Annotated in this window: 26 protein-coding genes; 22 read left to right on the top strand and 4 right to left on the bottom strand. The window is 54.9% G+C overall.

What is annotated here, in order from left to right; all coding sequences use genetic code 11:
• Positions 1–37 precede the first annotated feature (37 nt).
• The 12 genes from atpG (at position 38) to AV656_RS06050 (ending at position 9928) form a co-directional block, all read left to right on the top strand.
• A complete protein-coding gene (gene atpG / locus AV656_RS06105) occupies positions 38–895 on the top strand; it encodes an ATP synthase F1 subunit gamma (RefSeq protein ID WP_063179888.1) in 858 nt (285 codons plus the stop codon).
• Between the two features lie 54 nt (positions 896–949).
• On the top strand, positions 950–2365 hold the full coding sequence (atpD, locus tag AV656_RS06100) for a F0F1 ATP synthase subunit beta (protein WP_063179886.1): 1416 nt from the start codon (positions 950–952) through the stop codon (positions 2363–2365).
• A 24-nt stretch (positions 2366–2389) separates the two neighbouring features.
• Positions 2390–2794, top strand: coding sequence for a F0F1 ATP synthase subunit epsilon (locus tag AV656_RS06095; protein ID WP_063179883.1), 405 nt, complete (start codon positions 2390–2392; stop codon positions 2792–2794).
• Positions 2795–2935: 141 nt separating this feature from the next.
• Positions 2936–3172, top strand: coding sequence for a DUF1146 family protein (locus tag AV656_RS06090; protein ID WP_063179881.1), 237 nt, complete (start codon positions 2936–2938; stop codon positions 3170–3172).
• Between the two features lie 416 nt (positions 3173–3588).
• Positions 3589–4890 (top strand): UDP-N-acetylglucosamine 1-carboxyvinyltransferase, encoded by a 1302-nt coding sequence (gene murA / locus AV656_RS06085; RefSeq protein WP_063179880.1) that lies wholly within the window; start codon positions 3589–3591, stop codon positions 4888–4890.
• A 179-nt stretch (positions 4891–5069) separates the two neighbouring features.
• Positions 5070–6050, top strand: a complete 981-nt coding sequence (gene spoIID, locus AV656_RS06080) for a stage II sporulation protein D (RefSeq protein ID WP_063179876.1) — start codon at positions 5070–5072, stop codon at positions 6048–6050.
• 30 nt (positions 6051–6080) lie between these two features.
• On the top strand, positions 6081–6743 hold the full coding sequence (locus AV656_RS06075) for a M23 family metallopeptidase (RefSeq protein ID WP_063179874.1): 663 nt from the start codon (positions 6081–6083) through the stop codon (positions 6741–6743).
• 184 nt (positions 6744–6927) lie between these two features.
• Complete coding sequence (locus AV656_RS06070; RefSeq protein WP_063179872.1) at positions 6928–7221, top strand: sporulation transcriptional regulator SpoIIID; 294 nt, start codon at positions 6928–6930, stop codon at positions 7219–7221.
• 153 nt (positions 7222–7374) lie between these two features.
• Entirely contained in the window at positions 7375–8370 is a 996-nt protein-coding gene (locus AV656_RS06065) for a rod shape-determining protein (RefSeq protein WP_063179870.1), read from the top strand.
• 27 nt (positions 8371–8397) lie between these two features.
• The gene (locus AV656_RS16095; RefSeq protein ID WP_082818628.1) at positions 8398–8886 is read left to right on the top strand and encodes a DNA-directed RNA polymerase subunit beta; all 489 of its coding nucleotides are present in this window, start codon (positions 8398–8400) and stop codon (positions 8884–8886) included.
• Positions 8887–8923: 37 nt separating this feature from the next.
• The gene (gene fabZ, locus AV656_RS06055; protein ID WP_063179868.1) at positions 8924–9385 is read left to right on the top strand and encodes a 3-hydroxyacyl-ACP dehydratase FabZ; all 462 of its coding nucleotides are present in this window, start codon (positions 8924–8926) and stop codon (positions 9383–9385) included.
• A gap of 201 nt (positions 9386–9586) precedes the next feature.
• Positions 9587–9928 (top strand): hypothetical protein, encoded by a 342-nt coding sequence (locus AV656_RS06050; protein WP_063179866.1) that lies wholly within the window; start codon positions 9587–9589, stop codon positions 9926–9928.
• Positions 9929–10002: 74 nt separating this feature from the next.
• On the opposite strand, the gene AV656_RS06045 is transcribed toward AV656_RS06050, so the two are convergent.
• Complete coding sequence (locus AV656_RS06045) at positions 10003–10446, bottom strand: YwpF family protein (RefSeq protein ID WP_063179864.1); 444 nt, start codon at positions 10444–10446, stop codon at positions 10003–10005.
• 287 nt (positions 10447–10733) lie between these two features.
• Here AV656_RS06045 and AV656_RS16090 point away from each other — a divergent pair, with 287 nt between their 5' ends.
• Positions 10734–11264 carry a single-stranded DNA-binding protein gene (locus AV656_RS16090; RefSeq protein WP_231877268.1) on the top strand — a complete coding sequence of 177 codons (531 nt, stop codon included), beginning with the start codon at positions 10734–10736 and terminating at the stop codon, positions 11262–11264.
• A 92-nt stretch (positions 11265–11356) separates the two neighbouring features.
• Positions 11357–11518: a hypothetical protein gene (locus AV656_RS16300; RefSeq protein WP_156484802.1), complete on the top strand. Its 162-nt coding sequence runs from the start codon at positions 11357–11359 to the stop codon at positions 11516–11518.
• 134 nt (positions 11519–11652) lie between these two features.
• Here AV656_RS16300 and AV656_RS06035 read toward each other — a convergent pair whose 3' ends face one another.
• The 3 genes from AV656_RS06035 to AV656_RS06025 all read right to left on the bottom strand — a co-directional run bounded on the left by AV656_RS06035 (position 11653) and on the right by AV656_RS06025 (position 16546).
• On the bottom strand, positions 11653–14382 hold the full coding sequence (locus tag AV656_RS06035) for a DEAD/DEAH box helicase (RefSeq protein WP_063179862.1): 2730 nt from the start codon (positions 14380–14382) through the stop codon (positions 11653–11655).
• Entirely contained in the window at positions 14379–15959 is a 1581-nt protein-coding gene (locus AV656_RS06030) for a hypothetical protein (protein WP_063179860.1), read from the bottom strand. The genes AV656_RS06035 and AV656_RS06030 overlap by 4 nt, the downstream gene beginning before the upstream one ends.
• Positions 15960–16099: 140 nt before the next feature.
• Positions 16100–16546, bottom strand: a complete 447-nt coding sequence (locus AV656_RS06025; RefSeq protein ID WP_063179858.1) for a helix-turn-helix domain-containing protein — start codon at positions 16544–16546, stop codon at positions 16100–16102.
• Between the two features lie 178 nt (positions 16547–16724).
• On the opposite strand from AV656_RS06025, the gene AV656_RS06020 reads away from it, so the two are divergent.
• The 8 genes from AV656_RS06020 (at position 16725) to AV656_RS05985 (ending at position 23248) form a co-directional block, all read left to right on the top strand.
• A complete protein-coding gene (locus tag AV656_RS06020; RefSeq protein ID WP_063179857.1) occupies positions 16725–17093 on the top strand; it encodes a hypothetical protein in 369 nt (122 codons plus the stop codon).
• 99 nt (positions 17094–17192) lie between these two features.
• Positions 17193–17645, top strand: coding sequence for an IDEAL domain-containing protein (locus tag AV656_RS06015; protein ID WP_063179856.1), 453 nt, complete (start codon positions 17193–17195; stop codon positions 17643–17645).
• 241 nt (positions 17646–17886) lie between these two features.
• The gene (locus tag AV656_RS06010; protein ID WP_063179854.1) at positions 17887–18579 is read left to right on the top strand and encodes a hypothetical protein; all 693 of its coding nucleotides are present in this window, start codon (positions 17887–17889) and stop codon (positions 18577–18579) included.
• Entirely contained in the window at positions 18572–19867 is a 1296-nt protein-coding gene (locus AV656_RS06005) for a biotin/lipoyl-binding protein (protein WP_063179852.1), read from the top strand. The genes AV656_RS06010 and AV656_RS06005 overlap by 8 nt, the downstream gene beginning before the upstream one ends.
• A 105-nt stretch (positions 19868–19972) precedes the next feature.
• Positions 19973–20536: a general stress protein gene (locus AV656_RS06000; protein WP_063179849.1), complete on the top strand. Its 564-nt coding sequence runs from the start codon at positions 19973–19975 to the stop codon at positions 20534–20536.
• Between the two features lie 113 nt (positions 20537–20649).
• A complete protein-coding gene (locus AV656_RS05995; protein ID WP_063179847.1) occupies positions 20650–21378 on the top strand; it encodes a DUF421 domain-containing protein in 729 nt (242 codons plus the stop codon).
• 221 nt (positions 21379–21599) lie between these two features.
• Positions 21600–22217: a PolC-type DNA polymerase III gene (locus tag AV656_RS05990; protein WP_063179845.1), complete on the top strand. Its 618-nt coding sequence runs from the start codon at positions 21600–21602 to the stop codon at positions 22215–22217.
• A gap of 110 nt (positions 22218–22327) precedes the next feature.
• Positions 22328–23248 carry a DMT family transporter gene (locus tag AV656_RS05985; RefSeq protein ID WP_063179843.1) on the top strand — a complete coding sequence of 307 codons (921 nt, stop codon included), beginning with the start codon at positions 22328–22330 and terminating at the stop codon, positions 23246–23248.
• Positions 23249–23444: the final 196 nt, after the last annotated feature.

Here is a 23444-nt window from a genome sequence, read left to right as displayed (position 1 = left end):
CCGGCAGATCCAATAACGAGAAGGTGGTGAACAACCGATGGCATCATTACGCGAAATCCAGAGCCGGATCAACTCCACGAAAAAGACGAGCCAGATCACGAAGGCGATGCACATGGTATCGGCTTCCAAACTGAGCAAGGCGGAACTGAACGCAAAGTCGTTCAACCCGTATATGGAGAAGATCCAGGAAGTGATCGGGGCGATTGCAGCCGGCGCACCGGACGCGACGCATCCGATGCTCGAGAGCAGGCCGGTCAAGAAGACCGCCTATCTCGTCATCACTTCCGACCGCGGACTTGTCGGAGCCTATAACTCCCACGTCCTGAAGGCGGCTCTCGGCAAAATCCGTGAACGGCACACATCCAAAGATGAAGTCGTCATCATTTCCATCGGACGCAACGGCGTTGATTTCTTTAACAAGCTCGGATATAACGTGATCCAGAGCGTCATCGGCGTTTCGGATCACCCGACCTTTGCCGAAATCAAAGACGTCACGCGTGAAGCGGTCGGCAAATTCATCGACGGTGAGTACGATGAGCTGTACATGTACTACAACCACTTTGTGAGTGCGATCAGCCAGGAAGTGACCGAGAAAAAGGTCCTTCCGCTGACTGACCTCTCTTCGATGAATTCGACCGCTTCCTACGAGTTCGAACCTTCAGCTGAAGCGATCCTCGAAGTGCTCCTCCCGCAATACGCGGAAAGCCTGATGTACGGTGCTCTGCTTGACGGCAAGGCTTCCGAGCACGCTTCGTCGATGACCGCTATGAAGGCGGCGACCGATAACGCGAAGGAACTGATCGACGATTTGACACTTTCATTCAACCGTGCGCGCCAGGCAGCGATCACCCAGGAAATTACGGAGATCGTCGGCGGGGTCGCAGCGCTCGAATAAGCGCCGGCCCTGTCCATGCATGGCTCCCGCAGCATACAGACAGGAGGGAACAGCATGAACCAAGGACATGTCCTCCAGGTCATGGGTCCGGTCGTCGACGTAAAATTCGACGGCGACAACATGCCTGAGATCTACAATGCCCTTACAGTCCAGATTGCGCGCCCGAACGAAGAGGCGCAAACACTGACGCTTGAAGTTGCCCTTCACTTGGGCGACGACTCCGTCCGCACGATCGCCATGTCCTCCACGGACGGCCTTCAGCGCGGAGCGGCTGTCACCGACACAGGCTCACCGATTTCGGTTCCTGTCGGAGATATTACACTCGGCCGTGTCTTCAACGTTCTTGGAGACACGATCGACCTGAACGAGGAAATTCCTGCATCCGAACGCCGTGACGCGATCCACCGCGATGCTCCGAAATTCGAGGAACTGACGACAGACGTCGAAATCCTTGAAACGGGCATCAAGGTTGTCGACCTGCTCGCTCCTTACATCAAGGGCGGTAAGATCGGCCTGTTCGGCGGTGCGGGCGTCGGCAAGACGGTCCTCATCCAGGAACTTATCAACAACATCGCACAGGAGCACGGCGGGATTTCCGTCTTCGCGGGTGTCGGTGAACGTACCCGTGAAGGGAACGACCTCTACTTTGAGATGTCCGACTCCGGCGTTATCAAGAAGACGGCAATGGTCTTCGGCCAGATGAACGAGCCGCCGGGCGCACGTATGCGTGTTGCTCTTACGGGTCTGACAATGGCGGAATACTTCCGTGATGAAAAAGGCGCGGACGTGCTTCTCTTCATCGACAACATCTTCCGGTTCACACAGGCCGGTTCCGAAGTATCGGCCCTTCTCGGCCGCATGCCTTCCGCGGTTGGTTACCAGCCGACACTGGCAACCGAGATGGGTAAACTCCAGGAGCGGATCACTTCCACGAACAAAGGGTCCGTCACATCGATCCAGGCCATCTATGTCCCTGCCGATGACTACACCGACCCGGCTCCTGCAACAACGTTCGCCCACCTTGACGCGACGACAAACCTTGAGCGTAAGCTCTCGGAGATGGGGATCTACCCTGCGGTTGACCCGCTGGCTTCCTCTTCCCGCGCGCTTTCCCCTGAAATCGTCGGGGAAGAGCACTACGAGGTGGCGACTCAGGTCCAGCAGACGCTCCAGCGTTACCGTGAGCTTCAGGACATCATCGCGATCCTCGGTATGGACGAGCTCGGCGACGAAGACAAACTTGTCGTCGACCGCGCACGCCGTATCCAGTTCTTCCTTTCCCAGAACTTCCACGTGGCAGAGCAGTTTACGGGCCAGAAAGGCTCCTACGTGCCTGTAGCGGAAACGGTCAAAGGCTTCAAGGAAATCCTTGAAGGCCGCTACGACCACCTTCCTGAAGATGCGTTCCGTCTTGTCGGCCGCATCGAGGAAGTCATCGAGAAAGCGAAGGAAATGGGCGTAGAAGTCTGATTATCCTGACCAGGAGGGGAAAGCATGAGCACAATCAAAGTGAATATCGTCACTCCCGACGGTCCGGTATATGATTCGGATGCGAACATGGTCATCGCAGTCACTACGACTGGTGAGCTTGGGATTCTCCCCGGCCACATTCCGATGGTGGCGCCGCTTGAAATCGGCGCAGTCCGCCTGAACAAAGAATCGTCCACCGAGCGTGTGGCGGTCAGCGGCGGATTCCTGGAAGTCCGTCCGGATCAGGTCACGATCCTCGCCCAGTCCGCTGAGCTTGCGGAAGACATCGACACTGCCCGCGCCATTGAGGCAAAAAAGCGTGCCGAGGAACGTCTTCAGCAAAAGCAGGGGGACCTGGATGCCAAACGTGCAGAATTGGCACTCAGACGCGCGATGAACCGTTTGGACGTCGCGAAAGGCAAAATCTAACGATATCATCACAAAGAAAAGCGGGCAGAAATGATCTGCCCGCTTTCTTTTCATTTTTTAAATGTTGAAACATTGAACAACATGAAGGACCAAAAGTGCTGAATCCTGAATAGAAACCATACAGAAAGGCGGAATGAGGAGATGGACCAATATTTTGCGTTCCAGTCCGTCACCGGGCTCATATCCCATATTTTCTTTATCGCCATCTCGTTTTACGCGCTGCAGGCGATTATGCCCGAAAGCTGGATCCGGAAAAACAAAGTGTTTCAGGCACAGCTCCTGTATATTCTGTTAAGTATCGCCATCGGTTCGTCTGTATCGAATTTCTTCCTGGACATATCCTATTGGTCAAGACAGCTACCCGGCCTCATCGGCTGAGTTCTGTCCTTCATGGACGGGCGCGCGGAGCAACCGGGATGCCAGTTCCTGCCCCGGTCCATGAGGGACAGCTAATAAAAAAGGCTTAAAGCTGTTTGACACGATTTTCATAGGGAATGTAGAAATTAGTCGATTAGCCCCGTACCGGCCGGTGGGCGTCTACCGACACAAAAACCAAAGTTTCGACGTATAGTATGGTGATTGTGTGTACAATTTTTGATTGACATGGCCGATAGGCTTGCTCAAATCTTGAAACGTTGCTTAAAGCATTGTAAAATGTTAATGGTTTGTGGTTTTTGGCGGACCCGCAGAAATGCCTTTTTTCATGGCCTCAAGAGCGGGCCGCACCTGACGAAAAGACTGAAAATCAGATTATGGATCACATGGATACGAGAGAGAAGCCGGAGGGACTTATATTGGAAAAAATTATTGTTAAGGGTGGCAGGCCGCTGAAAGGGTCGGTTCGTGTCGAAGGAGCAAAGAACGCGGTTCTCCCGGTTCTTGCCGCGGCACTCCTTTCAACGGAAGGGACGAACATCATCAAGGATGTCCCGATTCTGACGGATGTATACACGATTAATGAGGTATTGAGGAGTTTGAACGCGACGGTCGAATTTGATGCGGAACGCAACGAAGTTCGGATAGACGCATCCGCCCCGCTGTCCAGCGAGGCGCAGTTCGAATATGTCCGCAAGATGCGGGCATCGATCCTCGTCATGGGACCGCTGCTTGCACGTAACGGCTATGCGCGTGTTGCACAGCCTGGCGGCTGCGCAATCGGCTCCCGTCCGATTGAACAGCACCTGAAGGGCTTCGAGGCGATGGGTGCCGAAATCAAGACGGGCAACGGATATGTTGAAGCAAAAGTGGACGGACGCCTGAAGGGTGCCCGCATTTACCTGGACTTCCCGAGTGTCGGCGCAACAGAGAACATCATGTCGGCGGCAGCACTTGCCGAAGGAACGACGATTCTCGAGAACGCAGCGAAGGAACCGGAAATCGTTGACCTGGCGAACTACATTAACGAAATGGGCGGCCGCATCATCGGAGCCGGCACGGATACAATCCGCATTGAGGGCGTCCGGTCGCTTCACGCCGCAACCCACCATATCATCCCTGACCGGATTGAAACAGGCACGTTCATGGTCGCCGCAGCGATCACGAAAGGTGATGTCATCATCGAGAATGCGGTGCCGGAACATAATGCCGCACTGATCGCCAAGCTGAAGGAAATGAACATCGAAATCGAAGACACCGACGCCGGCCTGCGCATCCGTGCTGAACGGCCGCTGCGTTCTGTGGACATCAAGACGATGCCGTATCCAGGCTTCCCGACAGACATGCAGTCCCAGGTGATGGCACTCATGCTGACTGCAGAAGGGACCGGAGTCCTCACGGAAACCGTGTTCGAAAATCGCTTTATGCATGTCGAAGAGTTCCGCCGCATGAACGCAAACGTCAAGATCGAAGGTCGTTCCGTCATCATGAACGGCCCGTCCAGCCTGCAGGGAGCCGAAGTGGGAGCCACTGACTTGCGTGCCGCGGCTGCGCTGATTCTGGCCGGACTTGCCGCTGAAGGCATCACACGCGTGACCGAACTCATTCACCTTGACCGCGGATATGTCGATTTCCATGGAAAGCTTGCACGGCTCGGAGCGGATATCGTCCGGGTGAACGACGACGAAACAGCAGATGAAAAGGAAAAGGAATTGGTATGATCCTTCGGGAGGGCGGCAATTGCCCTTCCGCGGGCCGTGGAAAGCCGGCTATGCCGGCTCCACACACTCCCGCACAATCATGCAATAATTATTTTATCCTTATCTATCTATAGAGGGCGGACCGGCCTTGAGCCGGTCCGCTTTTTCATATCTCCTCTGCCGGGCACATAGAATCTGGTATGAAAAAGCTGATTACGCTCGGACTGATCATCATTCTGTTTTGCATGCCGATCATGCTCAAGAAAACTCAAGGCACATCCGTGGACAAGCTCCCCCCAGCAACTGCGCCGGAAGACGCCCAGGCCACGGAAGAAGGGGCTGCGTGCCAGATCTTCCTGACCGTCGAGGCCGAGCCTGAACCGGTGCCGCTCGAGGAATATGTCATTGGTGTCGTCTCGGGCGAGATGCCGATCGGTTTCAGCAAGGAAGCTCTGAAGGCACAGGCGATTGCCGCCCGCACATACGCGCTCCGTATTACGTCCGGCGGGAAGGAACCAATCCGCAGGGATACCTCGCACCAGGTGTACAAGCCTGAGGCCGAGCGCAAGAAGGAGTGGGACAAGGACTATCCGGAAAACGAGCGGAAAGTGAGGGAAGCGGTGACCGAAACGGAAGGCAAAGTTCTGGTCCATGAAGGAGAGCTCATCTCTGCCATGTTCCATTCCACAAGCAACGGAAGGACTGAAACAGCAAAGAATTACGGAGGCACGGATATTCCGTACCTGCGCAGCGTCGAAAGCCCCGAGGATGCCGATGTGTCTCCGAGATTCGAGGATTCTGAGACATTTACACTCAGCCAGTGGAACAAACGGTTGGATGGAGATTGGAACGCAGCCCAATTCGGGACGCTCCGACTGAAAAGGAACGAGACGGGACGTGTTCAGCAGGCGGAAGCAAACGACTTCACGATGGAAGGCCGGGAAATGCGTGAGAAACTGGGTCTCCGCTCCACGGACTTTGATATTGCCTACGATCCCGCCAAGAAAATCGTTCATGTATTTACAAAAGGCTATGGACATGGCGTCGGCATGAGCCAGTATGGAGCAGAGGCCTACGCGCGCGAAGGATGGCCCGCAGAAAAGATTTTATTCCACTATTATGAGGGAACGACAATAAAAAAATTGGAAGCGGACGATTCGGAGTGTTTAAAATCCCCTTAACCTGCCAACAATGCGGTTGAGGTGATGATAATGAGAGAAGAGAAACCGAATAATCCTTCTCAGAAGAACAAGAATCGCAAAAGCTGGTTGTGGCCTGCCATCTATTCAGGATTCGCGGTCTTATTCGTAGGGATGGTCTGGACTTATCAGGCAGTAACGAATGACGATGCAGGTGAAAATGCTGAATTGTCGCAGTCCGGGAATCCGGCAGGCGGCGGAAACGTCACGGTAGAAACCAATGCTTCAAACGAAACAATGAAGTTCCCGTTTGATGAAGCTCTTCTTGACGGCGTATCCGTGCTCCAGGAATACTATGACATGGAAGCAGATTCAGAGCAGCGCGAGAAAGCCCTTCTTGTCTTCAATCAGACGTATGTGACGAACAGTGGCGTGACGCTCTCGAACGGTGACGAGCCTTTCGAGGTAAAGGCTGCGCTGAGCGGAACGGTGGAAGACGTAGTGGTTGATGAATTCATGGGCAACAAAGTGACCATCAAGCATGCCGACGGCCTGGAGACGACCTACGGCTCGGTGACAGGCATTCAAGTAGAAAAGGGCGACCAGGTCGCACAGGGCGAGACAATCGCCACCACTGCAGCCAACGAGTGGAACCCGACAGCAGGCAATCACCTGCTCTTTGAAGTCAAGAAAGACGGCGTCGCCGTCAACCCGGGCAATTTCCTGGCCTTCTGAACGGAGCCGGACAGCCGACCGAGAGTCGGACTGTCCGGTTTTTCCTGTTCCCGGGTGCAAGGTTCACCGGAAGATGGCCGTCTACGCCTTTCTTCCCAAAGACGTTTTTCCTCCATCCGGTCTGAATCCGGGCGCGGCGGCATATGTTGTGAAAAGCGTTCCTACATGAGGAAAGGAAGAGAACGTGCACGAGCATATCCGGCGCCGATGCCTGAAGTTGGGGGAATTGCTGCTGGAGACGAGGGCGACCGTCCGGGCGCTTGCCCGATCGACGGGATATTCCAAAAGCACCGTCCACAAGGATCTGACGGAGCGGCTCCCGAACGTGGATGGGGAGCTCGCACGTGAAGTCGCGGAGGTGCTCGCCTATCACAAGGCGATCCGGCATCTGCGCGGAGGCGAGGCGACGCGCGATAAATGGCGGCGCACCCGCACCGGATCGGAAGAGTGCAAGGAACCGGCGGCCCCAAAATCCTGAAAAAGCGGTCCGCGTCCGGCATTCAGCCGGACCGACGGGGCGCTTTTTTCATGGGCCGGACGCCAGGATTCCCATATGTTCATTGTCTTGCCGCTATGATAAAATGGGACAAGACAGATAAACGTACGGTAGCCTGATGGAAGGAGCACGGATATGTTCTACAAAGATATCGGAATCGATCTCGGCACGTCGAACACGCTGATCCACGTGAAGGGAAGCGGTGTCGTGCTGAACGAGCCGTCTGTGGTCGCGATCGATCCGAAAACGAAACAGGTTCTGGCAGTCGGGGATGAGGCATACCGGATGCTCGGACGTGCGCCGGAAACCATCCAGACCATCCGTCCGCTGAAAGACGGCGTCATTGCAGATTTTGATATGACTGAAGCCATGCTGACCAAATTTATCGACCGTCTGGGCGTTAAAGGCTTTCTCCGCAAACCGAGAATCCTGATCTGCTGTCCGGTCGAAGTGACCACAGTTGAGCAGAAAGCGATTCAGGATGCCGCACTCAAGGCGGGTGCACGCCGTGTATACATAGAAGAAGAGCCAAAGGTGGCTGCGATTGGAGCCGGTATGGATATCTTCCAGCCGAGCGGCAACATGATCATCGATATCGGAGGCGGTACGACCGACATCGCAGTTCTGTCGATGGGCGGGATCGTTACAAGCCAGTCCGTGAAAATCGGCGGCACTACGTTTGATGCGGACATTCTGCAGTATATCAAGAAGCACGAACAGCTGCTGATCGGGGAGCCGACCGCGGAGCTGATCAAAAAGGAGATCGGGACGGCTCTTCCGGGTTCGGAAAAGAAAACGATCGACATTCGCGGCCGGGACCTCGTCAGCGGCCTTCCACGAGCCGTCACAGTGGATTCGGACAAAATTGCAGGGGCCATCCGGGAATCGGTCCTGACCATCGTTCAGGGTGCTAGGAACGTCCTGGAGAAGACCCCTCCGGAACTATCGGCAGACATCATCGACCGCGGTATCATCCTGACGGGCGGCGGTGCGCTATTAAATGGAATCGACAGCCTTCTGTCCGAGCAGGTGAAGGTTCCGGTCTACCTGGCGGACGATCCGCTTGGATGCGTCGTGGCCGGAACAGGCATTATGCTGGACCGCCAGCGGCCGGTATTCGTCAAAAGCTAAATCAGTGCATGGATTAGGGAGATTGCAATGACTGGAAAAGAAAAGCTCGAACAGAAAACCAGCAATCGGCAAGACCGAGGGAAAATCAGCCAATCCGGCGACGGACGAACGTTCCGCGCTACAAACCGGACCGCCGAGCGTCAGAAAAACGCCGCACAGAGCAGAGCAGGGACAGCTGTTCAGACCGGCGTTCCTTCCAAGGAACGCCCGCAAGGCAAAGTGTTCAAGGCGACGAACCGGACAGCGGAGCGGGAAAAAGCCCGTACTGCAGCCCGAAAGAAACTTGCATCAAAACAGGCTGAAGGCGACGGAAGCCGGCAGGAGGCCGTACGCTGGGTCCAGATCCGGCTTATCCCGATCTGGCTGCGCGTGCTGCTGTTCCTGCTTGGCGTAGTGGCTGCGGCGGTACTGGGCGTGATGTTCGGCTATGGTATTATCGGTGATGGCAAGGCGTTAGATGCCCTGAAGCCGGAGACCTGGCAGCACATTTGGAAAATGATTAAAGGCGATGTATGACCCCCGTCAGGCAGGCCATATTGAAGGAGGAGCACACATGTTAACGACAGAACAGATCCAGGCAATCCTGCCGCACCGCTATCCGTTTCTTCTGGTCGACCGAATCACGGAACTGGAAGAGGGCAAGCGGGCGGCGGGCTACAAGAACGTAACCATTAATGAAGATTTTTTTAATGGACATTTTCCCGGCTATCCCGTCATGCCGGGCGTCCTGATCGTCGAGGCGCTCGCACAGGTCGGTGCGACTGCAGTACTTTCCATAAAAGACAATGCAGGCAGGCTGGCGTTTTTCACCGGCATCGATAATTGCCGGTTTAAACGTCAGGTAAAGCCGGGCGACCGGCTGGATCTGGAAGTCGAGCTTACTCGACTTCGGGGCACGATGGGCAAGGGCCATGCCATCGCCCGTGTCGACGGCGAAATTGCCTGTGAAGCGGATATCCTGTTCGCAATTGGCCCGAAAGCGGAAGACACAAAAACGGAGGACACAAAAGCCTGACCTGTACACTTAGCATGTGCAGGAAACTTCGCTTCATGCGGGAAGCAAAGGCTGAAATAGGAAATGCGAATTTTATCATCGTTCCTCCCCAAACGGCCAAGCTAAGGTTATCGCGCAGGCCTGCGTGATGACCGAGGCGAAGTGGCCGTCCGGACGGTCGTGCGGAAACCTCACACAACAGCCGGAGGGGAGGATTTTTAAATGAAAAAAGCGGTACCTGCACTGTTTGCCACCGCTGTCATGCTTGCGGGGTGCAACGGGAACGACAACAACGCGCTCCCGAATAACAACGAGACACCGATGGAGGACGTCCGGGAAGACACGAATGAGATGTTCAACGGAAACGGTAACCGGAACGACAACGGTAACGGCATGGACAGAGACAGGAACCACACGGTCGATCCTGACGGTACAGGTCCGGGATTCGGTGAGTTCGGCAATGGCAACGGCGGCGGAACGGATGTCGAAAATCGGGAAGATATCATCGAAGATGATCTTAACCGCAACGGCAACCGCAACGGCGGCGGTATGGGCGGAGGCTAATGAGAAAAAACCCGGCCCGGGCAATCGCCCGGCCGGGTTTTTTCATGGAAAGGACCGCGGGTTGAGACGGTCCATCAAGAATGATGTTTGTCCCGGTCGCGCTTAAGCTGCGGCCGGTTTTTCATGTCCTCCCGGAAGCGGTCGAGCATGTCATCGCCCTGCAGCCCTTCGGCGATCAGTTCCTCGAGTAGGTGTTCAGCGTATTGGGAGCGGACCCGCTTCAGCGGTCCTTTCAGAAGGACCGAGATGTGGTCGCCGATTTCCTTCACGGCATAGACTGCGAGCCTGAAACCGGCCGGCTCGTTCTCCGGATAGGATATGACCGCCTTGGCGTTCAGGATTTCACCCGATTCAAGCCATTCATCAAACACTGTCTTGTGCTCCTTATCAATGAACATTTCCAGGATCCAGGAGCGGCGGCTGTTTTCTTCATTGATGATGATCCCGTCGACAAGGGGACACGAGAAAAATTCTCCATCCTTATCAAAATCGACTGACAGCAGTTTAAACGACTTCAAAGACCTTCGCCCCCCAGTATTTTCGTACGCCAAGTATACCATACCCGCATCTGCCCGAAAATTCTTTCGGAAATTGCCGGAATTGAATATTGGAGTGTCCCTGAAGTTGCCTGGAAACGCAGGTGGTACAAGGGGCCGGCTATTTTCCTAAACGGATTTAGGGTGCTGAAAAATCAATTTTGCGGCAAAAAACGGGCTCATACTTCAAAAATGGTGTTTTGCTGCAGTTGTCCCGGGTCAGGTATGATTGGCTCAACCACAGTGAAGGAGGTGAACCATTGAATCAGGTGGCATTGGTCGGGCGTCTCACGAAAGATCCCGAACTGAAGAAACTCTCGGAAGGGAGGGTCCAGACCAGCTTTGTGCTGGCCGTCAACCGGAGGTTCAGGAATGACCGGGACAATGACGCGGATTTCGTTTTGTGCACGGCCTGGGGAAAGGCTGCAGTCAATACGGTGAAGTACTGTGGCAAGGGATCACTTGTCAGTATAGGAGGCCGCCTCCAGTCCAGGTCCTATGAAAAAGGCGGAAACCGTGTATATGTCACGGAGGTGGTGAGCGAGGAAGTCCGTTTCCTTGCCACCAAACCGCCTGCCCGCTCGACTGCAGTGGCCGAGATTCCGCAAGAGGACAGTCAGGAACGATTAAGTGGCAACGGATCCGGTCCGTATCAGGACACGGGACCGGAAGCCGGGGTCACGCAGGACTCCCATCACGAACGCCACGGGAGCCAGGCCGGCAGGGGGCAGACCCTTCCACCCGGCCTGGTATTCGAAAACCGGGAAGAAGACGAACAAGAAGAACCGATCCGGCCATGATCACGGCTTCCGGCGGGACCGCAACGCCGGAAAATGATCGGCACTGAGCCGGAACCATCCCGCACCACACTCTTCAGAAAGGATTTTATGGCATGGAGCACATTGAAAAACAGCTCGGCCGGACCGAGCAGCAGATCGAGCAGCTGATACGGATTGTCGCCCACCTCAACGAGCGTGTCATTTATCTGGAGAAAAAGCTGAACGACCGTCATTGGCAAGAATCGGACATTATGAAATTCGTCATGAAGCGATGAATGAGTGAATTTGGTGGAAGATACAGGATAAAAGACGGCCCGGCCATGGGGGTGGCCGGGCCGTCTGCTACATATGGCAGTACGGTTTGAATTGACAAGATAGTTTGATCAACATTCCGATGCTGTCCCGTCATTCACCCGATGGAGAACAAGTCGTTCAGTTCTTCGTCGGTGAGTTCCGTGATCCAGGCGCCGGACTGGATCAGGTCGGCGGAGAGGGCGGCTTTCTCGGCGATCATCTTATCGATCTTTTCTTCGATTGTTCCGATCGTCACAAATTTGCGCACGTGCACAAAGCGGTCCTGGCCGATCCGGTAGGCACGGTCAGTCGCCTGATTTTCGACGGCGGGATTCCACCATCGGTCGGCGTGGAGCACGTGGTTGGCAGCCGTTAGGTTCAGTCCGGTGCCTCCAGCCTTCAGCGACAGGATGAACACCGGGAAGCCGCCTTCCTGGAATTCCTCGACGAGCCGGTCACGGCGGCCCTTTGGCATGCTCCCGGTCAGGAAAGGCGCTTCGATATCATAGAGGCTGGACAGGCAGTGGCGGATCAGCTCACCCATGCCGATGTACTGGGTGAAGATGAGCACCTGCTCGCCGCGATCGACAATATCCGCAGTGAGCGTCATGATCCGCTCAAGCTTCTTGGAGCGGGCAAGCATGTCGTCCGGCTCTGTGAATGGCTCCTTCAGGAAAAGCGCTGGGTGGTTGCAAAGCTGTTTCAGGCGGCTGAGCATCTTCAGGATGATGCCGCGCCTGCGGAAGCCCTCCGCTTCCATTAGGCTTGCCTTCGTCTCACTGATATAGCCCTCATAAAGCGCGGCCTGCTCCTCTGTGAGCGGCACGAATTCGTTTTCCTCTAGCTTGTCGGGAAGATTCAGCTTGAGCGCCGGATCGGATTTGGTACGCCGGAGAAGGAATGGAGAGATCTTCGTGCGTAACCGCTGCATCTGCTTTTCCGATCCGTCACGCTCGATCGGTCCGATAAATGCTTCCTGGAACTCCGAGAAGCGGCCGAGGTAGCCCCGGTGGATAAAGTCAAAGATTGCCCACAGTTCAGCGAGACGGTTTTCGATCGGCGTGCCGGTCAGTGCGATGTGGTGCCGGCCCCGGAGCTTGCGGACCGCCCTGGACTGCTTGGTCTGCATGTTCTTGATGTTCTGCGCCTCATCCAGCGAGACGGCGTCCCATTCCATCGAGGTCATTACCTCATGGTCCTGCATGAATGTGCCGTAGGTCGTCAGGACAAGCCCGTTGCCGAGTGATTCCAGCGACGCTTCGAGTTCACTGCCCTTCAGGCGGGAAGTGCCATAGTGGACAAGGACCGGGTGGTCGGGGGCAAACCGCTGGAGCTCTTTTTGCCAGTTGCCTATGACAGATGTCGGGCAGATGATGAGAGAAGGGGCTTCCGCTGTTCCCGATTTCCGGACATGGAGCAGGTAGGCGATCAGCTGGACCGTTTTGCCGAGTCCCATGTCGTCAGCAAGAACAGCCCCGAAGCCGTGCTCCCGCATAAACACAAGCCAGTCAAACCCTTTCTGCTGATAAGGCCGGAGTTCTGCCTGCAGTCCCGCGGGCACAGGGGTTTCCGGTATGCCTTCCTTGCTGCGGATCCGCTCGACCGCGTCTTTCAGTGAATGCTGAAGGAGGAAATCAAACAGAGGATCGTCTTCGTCCTCTTCTTCCCGCTCGGCACGGCCTGCCCCAATTTCCTCTTCGAGGTCCCGGAACAGGAGGTCCTTTACAGTCCAGCCGCTTTTCTCCGCCGTCTCCATCATCTCGCGGATGCGGGCAAGCCAGGCGGCATCCAGCCGGAACCATTCGTCGCCTGCCCGGATAAATTCCCGCTTTTCCTCAACGAGCCGCTTAAATTGTTCGGCGGGAATATCGGCACCGCCGAGGGAAAACGTCCAGTTGAAGCTGAGTGCATCTTCAAGCCGGGCATTGCCGGATGAGGAGGCGGAGGCGGAAGCACGCACGCGCACACGGCGTTCCGCGGCTTCCCGGAGCCAGCCGGGAAGGATGACATCGATATCCAGCGCCTGCAGGAGAGGCAGATCGTCCTTCAGGAATTCCCGAACTTCATGGTCCTCCAGGGAGAGGGCGATAAACGAGTCGTCCCCGCCGCCGTGGTCTCCCGAGAGGACAGTACGGATCCTGGACTGCATCCGGGAAACGGGACCCGCATGCGGCTTCCATTTTTTCGGGAGAGATTCAGACGGAGACTTTGAAACTTTGCCTGCTGCGGGTGACCAGTGTGTGCCGGTTTTAGGATTCACGAGGATGCTCTCCAGCATCCAACCTCCTTCTTCATCTTCGGGCTCCGAAAGACGGAGGGCCATTCTGAAAGGAAGGGGAACATCCGGTGCTTCAGCAACTTCAGACCGGCGGAAGCGGATCACGTCTTCCAGGCGTTCCTGCCCGATGCCGCCCTCCGCCAGGATTTCGGAAAAGACCCGTCCGAGCAGACGGGCGGCTTCTTCAGAGACGCCTTCGGCGACCTGCAGCGAACCGCCCGGAGCACCGATGATCCGGGGCAGCCCAGGTTCCCGGTAAATGGAGGCGGCTTCCTTAATTATGCTGATCCACTGCTCGTCGGCATCCGTCTTACCGATAAAACGGACAAACGGATGAGGGCTGCCGAATGATTCGATGACTTCACGGCTTCCTGCCCGGACGGCGCCGTCCATGTCCTCGATGAGGAGGCCCATAAAAGAGCGCAAATGGCTGAAAAACAACAGTTCCTTCAGGGCCCGGCTCCCGATAAAGTCACCGGATCCGTCAAACCCCGCAAACAGAAACCCGCCGTCCGGCGATTCGCTGATGGATAGACGGATATCGCGATTCAGTGTGAGAGGCTTCATGACAGAAGGCCCCCTTTCTCAAGTTCCTCCATGAGTGCGCGGAGCCGCTGGTGACGCCGCCGCAGTGCCGCGACGTAACCGGACCACCAGTCTGTACGCCCGGCCTTTTTCGCGGCTCGCTTCATCTTTTTTAGTATCCGGACGGCCTCCCGGTAGTTTTGCCTGCTTTTCTGGGCAATTTGTTCCTCCACATGGACGTTCATCAGGAAGACGGCTTCCATCGGTGCTTGATCCATCATCGTCTTCAGTCCGGTCCGTTCAATCCTTTCGAGACTGGAGCGGTTCAGATGATGGTACGCAGCCCATTCCAGGTAGCGCCCGCGGCTTAGCAGAAATTCTGCATACTCGGCTTCCGCGGCGCTCCCGCATCGGAACAAGATATCGGCCGCCGTCTCATCTGGCACGTCCGTTTCACGGCACAGGTCTGCCAGTCTGCCTGCCGCGGTGCGCTGGTCAAGGAACGACACGGATTCCATATAGTTTCTGATCTGAGGAACGAGCGACATGAGAAGATTTCGTGCTTCATCGGCATGCCCATTTTCCGCAAGGCTGGATGCCATATCCAGATAGGAAGGGAAAAGCGGCAGATCGCTTTGGGCAAGCGGGGCATCCAGGTCTGTGGCTGGAACGCCTGACAGCACTTCCAGATATGCGGTCATGAGCCGGAGAGCAGGCGCATCTTCGCCCTCGGCTTTCATCTGGCGGAGCGTCCCGAGTTCACGCTGCCGTGCATCGTTGCCGCTGAAAAGGGATTCCCACATCTCGCGGTAAATGGACAGCCAGAGACCCTGGGCATTTTCGGCAACCAGAGTAAGTGTCCGGATCAGTTCCTCAAGGTCCTGATAAAAAGGATCGGCTGCAAACAATCGGCGGGTGGTGGAAAGAAGTTTCAGCTCGTCCCTGATGCCGTCCGTGATCGAGTCGAGAAGGCGGCCGTACTGCCACCGGTCATAACCGATCGAGAACCCGCCCGCCGGCGCACCGGAAGTGACGGCGCGAAAACCGAACAGCCCTGCATAAAGCCGGAAGATCGGTTTCCATTCCTGCTCCAGAGGCTCCGCCTCCCGCACCTGCTGGCGGTACAGTGTGACTGCAGACGAAATCATATGGAACGGGGGATTCTCCCCGATCGAAGGAAAGGTGCCGGTCAGCTGATCGAACACATCACGCCACGCTTCCGGCGTCTTTTCCGCCGCCCGGGACGGAGCGGGGATGTGGCTTGCCGAATGACGCCACTCTGCAAGCCAATCTGACAGGGAGGCAAAGCGCTGATAAAGCGCGAAATAGGCGGCCGTCGTATGCTCACATCCCTTGTCCCCGTGGACGCTGCATACCGCCCGCGGATTAAACAGGCGGATTTCCGCTTCCGGCTGCGGATAGCCGGGGAAGGCAAAACGGACAGTTCCGGTCTGATCGGACTGGAGAAGCCGCAGCCAGTCGTTGCGGACCATCATTGCTGCCTGGCGGAACTGCCGTTCCCTCACTTCATGTGTGACGGGAAGCCTCTTTTGCTGCTCCATCGCATCAATTATTTCTGTTCTATATATATCGGCGACTTCCGTAAGCTGATCGATCAATGAAAACACCGCTTTCTATGGGCTGAGTTCCGTCCATTCCGGTAAGCCGTATGGCGGAAACAGCCATCAAACTAAAAAAGGCTGTCCCTCCATTATACGATGCCCTGAAACAATCGTAAACGGAGGGACTGCCGATTCTCTTAAGCGTGTTCGCCTCTGTTCATGTCTTTAAAAATATCCAGCATGCGCTTTGTGACCGACAGCATCTCTTTTCGCGTTTTTGGATCCTGTCCAGAGACAAAAGCGATCAGTTCGCGCAGCTCTCCCGACTGCTCGATGGCTCCCCCAAATGCTTCTGCAAAAGAGGCGTAATAGCGGGCCTGGGCTTCCCGGGTCTCTTCAAGGAGACGGGCCGTGTTCCGTCCGCCCCCGCCGTAAGGTCTGCCGAGCATCATCGCCAGGAAATGCTCGTCGGTCATCCCGAACACTTCTTTTGCCTTGACGAGCAAATCATTCGGGAAGTCCCGCTTCCCGAGTTCATAGTTGGACAGCACAGCCGGATCCACGCCTAATCTGTATGCCATTTCTTTCTGCTTGATGCCGAGCACATCTTCACGGTATTCCCTAAATTTATCCTGGATCGCCACGATCCCATACCCCCTTTTGGGACGTTCATGGACCCAAATTAACGGTTGGAAAGGAAGCGCCCGGCATAATCAACAAAATGTTGATTGATAATCATCATTTTGTCGATTTAGGTCAATAAATTAACGGATATTGTAAATATGATGATAATAACGAAATAGGCAGAAGGGAGTGTATAGGATGACGCGGTATGAAATCAGGCTGAAGGGGAAAAGGAGTGGAATCAGACCGGGGAAGTGGAGGCTGATTGAGAGGAAGGGTGGAGGAGAAACAGGCTACAAGGTGGTCATGGAAGGAGACGGGGATTACATCCGGCTTCCCGGAATGAATTACGGTCCATTCAGGCTGAGCAACGTCAGCATGGATTTTGCCGAGCAGGTAATCGTCTTTCACAAGCCACCCGAGGATCGTCAGCTTTTTCGCGAGACCGGGAACGAGTTCATGTCATCCTATATCATGGAATTCGGGGAAGACGGTTTCGGCTTTTTTGTAGACGGGAGCCAGCGCCCCCGGAAAAAAGGCCGGGAAAGAAAGAGTCCCGGCGAATAAAAAAGTTACCGGGCCTCAAGCCCGGATTATTTTGTATGCGCTTTCATATAATTATGGTAAACTGTTGATAACGGAATATTTAGAAAAGGAGGGAGCCCCATGCTGCACATTCAACGAATGAAGCCATTTTACGTTACGCAGGAACAGGCGAAAGTGAAGTTGGTATTTGAGTATCAGTACTTCACGATCAAAAAAGGCGAAGAGCTATTTCATTTCATTCCGTCGGAGGGGAAAGAGATCCATATTAACCTCCAGAACCTTCAAGTCGAAAACCTTGGTGACATTTTCGTTTTCCAGAAAGGCAGCCGCTTCATCCGCCTCCCGCTCTATCAGTTGCTGCTCATATCAGACATTCATACTCATCTTAAAGAAATCCTGCAGGGGGCGGACATTATGGAAAATGACCCGCTGCTGCTCGAACCCGGTGAAGCGGAAAACCTGATCGAAGAACTTGAGCGGATGAACCTGCTGAATCTGATCGATCGCGCACTAGAACAAGGAGACCGGGACCTCTTCCACCACCTGACCGGACAGTTGAATGGTACTTTATAAAAATAGATGAATTTTAAAGAACCCGCCTCGAGGACAACGGCGGGTTCTTGGCATTTGGCGCAGAACCCGCAGGAATGGGGAAATGGTGCATAGTTTGAAACAATTTATAAAAGTACTGCCTGGTGCCGCAATTTTTGGATAATCCTCTGGACCTGTGTCGTTTGAACGAATACAAAACGGCTTTTATTTGGTAAAGTTAAGAAGAAACTATTAACCTATCGGCTCGAAGGGATATGGGTGTATGTTCTTTGAATTCAAATTCTGGCGCTTCCTGCTGAATCAGCGGGAACTGACGGACCGGATGAATGGGAGCTCGATGAAGGGCTTCCGGTGGCGTGTGGCCGGATTGTTCCTATCCGCCGTTGTCCTGTATGCCCTGATGGACATGTGGGGGGTAGGTTCACGGGCCCTCACGCCGATCGCCGTTAGCGGAGCGGAGGAAACGTTCGCCTTGAGGCGGATCCTCTCGCTCGCAGCCGCCATTCTCTGGTCTGTCTTTTATACGGCGTTCCATTTGTATGGTGTCGCGTTCATCCTACATAAGCTGACAAATGCCGAATACGGGAAGCTCATCGTCCTCCAGCTGTTCGTGACTGCAATCCTGCTGTTTGAAAAAGCCGTCGTCTTTGCCTTCTTTCTGCTGAGCGGTGCCGCGACGCCTGTTTCGCCGCTGTCTTTCGGGCCGCTTGCATCGACATTCCTGACCTATCCGTTCATGATCTACTTCCTGAACCAGCTCAGTGTCGGGACTGCGCTCGTCGTGGCGTTCCAGTTCCGATTTATCCGCCAGATTCTGCCGAATGCCGGCCGGAGCCTTCTCTGGATCATCCTCGGCATACAGGTGCTGATGGCACTTGCCGTTGGCCTGTATGGAATGATTCCTACTGAACAGCTGTTCACTGAGCTAATCGGGGGAGGTGCGACAGTTGAATAAGCTTGGGAATATTGCCGTGGCGATTGCGGTCACCACTTTTATTGCAACGAACCTCATATTGCTGTACGGACAGAAGAGCCTGATTCCAAAGTACGTCTACGCGCCTGAAACCGAGCGAATGGCCGCCGCAGACTACGCAGAGAAACTGCCCAAGGAGGCGTTGGTCGTGCCGGATACGGTCTATACGGCGTATGTCGACAGTGATGCCACTGTAGAGGAATGGCTTGTCAGGGAAGGGGAATCGGTCACGGCCGGCCAGCCGATCGCAAAGCTGGACGCCGGGCGGATGGAAGGCCAGCGCTCGATCTGGCAGTCGGAACAGAGCGCGCTTGAAGCTCAGGAAAGTGAGCTGGAGTCCACACTCAGCCAGTTGGAACGGGAACGCAGTTCTGCACAGTCAGGCTCTGACTCCAACACCAATGAACGGTTCGGAAACAGCAGCGGCGACAACGACAGCCCGATCGTCGATCTGAGCGTCGATGTCACTGTTGATGTTCCGCAGGAAGGTGCCTATGCCCATGCAATCACCGCTGTAGAAAACCAGCTATCTGACATCAGGCGCCAGCTGACGGTTGTCGAGGCCCAGCTGGAACAAACCGGGGAATCCCCTTCATTGGTCAGCCCGGTTGAAGGGACGGTGGCCAATGTCCATCGTCAGGGTGAGCAACTGGCAGTGGATGTGTACGCACTGGAGCGGACGATCCTGACATATGCGGCCGGCGAAGAGTGGCAGGATATTCAGCAGGGAGACCGGGCTTATATCCAGGCTCCCGGTCTTGAAGCCGCAATCGAAGGCAGTGTTGATTCGGTTTCGGAGGTCGAGGCGCCGGAGTCAAAGTGGCTCGATACTTACCGCAAGCTCGAAAAGCGTGATGTCAGCAATCCGCTGGCATACTACGAGGTGCGGATCGTGCCGAATGAAGACGTCAGCACGCTTCCGTTTGCGAACAATGTCAATGCCGTCATCTACACCAAGGAGGCGTTTGATGCCGTCGCCGTTAAAGCGGAAGCCCTCACCGACAGGTACATGGATGAAGCGACCGCCACAGTCATCAACGGGGACGGGCATGCGGTGAGCGTCCCGGTCATAACCCCGTTTGACTGGAAAGGTCAGAGCATCATCACGGATAACCTGTATGAGGGTGACTTGGTGATAACCGGGCCGATCTATGACCGATATATTGCGCCGCCTGCCATCATTCTTCCGATGCCGCTTGAGTGGCCGTCCAGAGAAGAATGGAAAGCCCATGACTGGCGGGATTATCTCCGTTTTATGTTATTCCGATAAACGATTTTTGGGAAGGCCGTCCGCATTTGCGGGCGGCCTTCCGTGTTTAGCCTACTGTTCAGCGGGTATTCTCAGACTAGACTTATAAAGGAGGCGTTAGGAAACATGACTGAACGTAGAGTAGTAGGCTATTACGACAACGAACAGCAAGCGATTGATGCAATCGAGGATCTGAAACGCCAGGGATACACAACGGAAGACATTTCTGTCATTTCGAAGAACAATGACGATGTGGAAGCGATCCAGGATGAGACCGGCACACAGGCTGCAGAAGGCGCCGCGACCGGCGCTGCGACCGGCGGCGTACTGGGCGGCCTGGGCGGTGTGCTTGCAGGTCTTGGGGCATTGGCGATTCCGGGAATCGGGCCGATCGTCGCTGCAGGCCCGGTCGTTGCCGGACTCACCGGAGCAGCAGCAGGCGCGGGCGTCGGCGGACTGGCGGGTGCGCTGATCGGTATGGGCGTGCCGGAAGACGAAGCTGAGCGCTACGAGACGTACTTTAACGAAGGAAAGATTCTCGTCCTTGTTGACCGCAATGCCAGCGTAGAAGACACTTACTTCACGATGGACCGTGATCGGGTAGGAGAAACTGCCGCCACAACTGACCGCACACGGATGGATGACACGGTTGACCCTGCAAGCCGGGACCGTTTCAACGACCCTCTATAATTTGAAGGTTTAGCGCACGGACCGCTGCACATCAGTGCAGCGGTTTTTTTGTGAATAAAGATTTAGCTTGAGTGGCAGGATGGAGGAGGAGAACGAAGGAAAGGGTGCGTCCTATGTTTGATGGATGGGGAGAAGGATGGGGTGAAGTCCACTTTTGGGAAATGGTCTTCCGGACATCGGTGTCGTTCGCGGCACTGTTGCTTCTGACACGGCTGCTAGGCAAAAAGCAGATGAGTCAGCTGACGTTTTTCCATTACATCACGGGGATTACGATCGGTTCAATTGCAGCCAACATTGCGGGGGAGAGCGAGACACCGTTTTGGAATGGGCTCGTATCTCTTGTGGTCTGGGTACTGTTTGTCGTTCTGCTGAGTTTCATCACACTGAAATGGGGCAGTACCAGGATGATTCTCGACAATCAGCCGACCATTGTGATCAGGGATGGGCGGATTGACGAACAGGCGATGAAGTCCGTGCAGCTGCATCTGGATGACTTGAACATGATGCTTCGGGAAACCGGGATTTTTACCATTAAGGATGTTCAGTATGCCGTACTGGAAACAAACGGTGCCCTGAGTGTCCTGCAGAAAGTACCGCAGTTGCCTGCCACCAAAAAAGACGTCAAGGCTGGAGGGGGCACTCCACAGTACATGCCTTCGGAAATCATCGCGGACGGAAGGGTCAACCGGAAAAATCTCCGGTTATATGGATTGAGCGAAGAATGGCTCCTTGAAGAAATCAGCAAACACGGCGTTTCTCGGTCAGACCAAGTATTTTTTGCCCAACTGCTGGAGGACAAGACGCTGGATGTCACACTGAAACAGCCTAAACTGAAAAAATGAACCTTTGGACCTGAATGTGATAGGTGGGTCCGAAGGTTTTTTATTATTGGAATGTTGAAAGTGCCAGTACTGCGCCTCCGCGGCAAAGGTTGATAAAGAAAAAATCTGTTCCGGGAAATTTACCGGAACGGTTTTTTTTCGGGAAAATAAATATTACAATATGATTACATCATCGAAAAAACGGAAATAGAAGAATACTAGACAGAAGGCGGTGGATACCTATGGTGAACCCGAGGCGGGAAGTGGAGACTCTGCTTGAAGAAAAGATCCGCAAGCAACGAAAGCAGGCACGGCCGCCGAGGCGGCCAAGACGATACAAAACCTCAGTGAGGAAAGCCGCCAGCTATGTCGTCCTGGATTTTGAAACAACCGGATTCCGCTCCGGAGCGGACCGGATCATCCAAATCGGTGCAGTGAAATATAAGGAACATGAGAAAACCGGAACATTCGAGACGCTCGTCAATCCGAAGCGGCATATCCCCCCCAGAATCACACAGCTGACCGGCATCACGAATGAATCTGTCAAGAATGCGCCGACGGTTGATGAAATCATCGGCGGCCTGATCGACTTTATCGGCGACCTTCCTCTCGTTGCCCATAACGCGGCATTTGATATGAGCTTCCTCTATGCCATCGAAGACCTGTACGACATCCCGATCCCGGAATACACAGTCATCGATACGGTACAGCTTTCGAGGAAAGTCATTACCGAAACGCCCGACCACAAGCTCACGACACTGAGCCGATACCTGAGACTGGAACACGATGCGCATGATGCCATAGGAGACTGCCTGGTCACGGCCAAACTCTATCAGCACTGCCTCAGCGTCATCGGCTGAATGGCCTGCCGCCGAGGCAGGTTTTTTTTTGCGGAGACATCCTTCGGGTCTGATATACTTACATCCATGACAGTCCATGCCTTGCAGCCGGAGGAAAGGAAGACAGGCCTATGTGGAAGATTTATCTGATGCTGACGCTCGTGATGTTCATGTGGGGGCTGAACCTGCCGATGCTGAAGTATCTGCTTGAGTTTGTGGGGCCGGTCACGATGACCTCCCTCCGAATATTTTCTGCGGGCATCGCCGTTTTCATCATCCTATCCGCCATGAAACTCATCCGCCTGCCTCGACGTTCGGAATGGATCTACATCATCCCAGGCATGTTGCTAAACGTCGTTGCCCATCACTACTTTTTGAATGCCGGTCTGACGATGACCTCCGGCACAAACGCCGCGCTCATCCTCGGAACAGGACCGTTTCTGACCGCGGTATTCTCCTCACTGCTGATCCGGATGTTCCCGTCAAAACTGCAGTGGCTCGGTGTCCTGCTCGGCCTCATCGGAGTCAGCTCCGTCGTCCTGGCAGGTGGCGGGCTGTCGGACATCTCACAGGGGGATATCTTCATCTTCCTGTCCATTGCCGTCCAGGTGCTCAGCTTCCTGATTGTCGCGAAAGCAGCTGCTACACTCGACCCAAGGCTGCTGACCGCCTACATGCTCCTGATCGGAGGCTCTACACTGTTCGTCATCGGCCTGTTCGCTGAACCGGGTGAAATTGCCGCGTTCGGTGAAGTCCCGCCGACATTCTGGCTGATTTTCGGCCTCAGCGCACTGTTCGGCACCGCCATCAGCCATATGCTCTACAACTACTCCGTCGGTCAGGCCGGACCGACCAAAGCGGCCATCTTCATGAACCTGAACACCCTTGTCGCACTTCTCGGCTCCGCCATGTTCCTCGGCGAAGTCCTTACCCTCCGCCACCTGCTCGGCCTCATCCTGATTGTCACCGGTGTCCTCTTCGGATCCGGAGCGGCGGAAGATCTGTGGAGGAAGCGGCGCACCGGGAAGGGAGCGGGGACTGCGGAACGTTGATGCCGGTGCGGGGTGAGAACGTTAAGTTGATGAGGTGGGGTTGAAAGGTTGCTTTATGGCTAGACCCCGAAATTTATTCATATTGAATATTCAAAAAAGTTATTGCGCTCGGAAGTTGTTTGTCCTATGGTTAGGAAAACAATGCCGAGCGCTTTTTTATGCTTCCCCCACCTGCGGAATAGAAGTTGTAGTTAAT

This window comes from Bhargavaea cecembensis (assembly GCF_001619585.1).
GTDB lineage: Bacteria > Bacillota > Bacilli > Bacillales_A > Planococcaceae > Bhargavaea > Bhargavaea cecembensis_A.
Note: the sequence above shows the minus strand (reverse complement) of the source record. Positions and strands in the feature narration are given on the sequence as shown.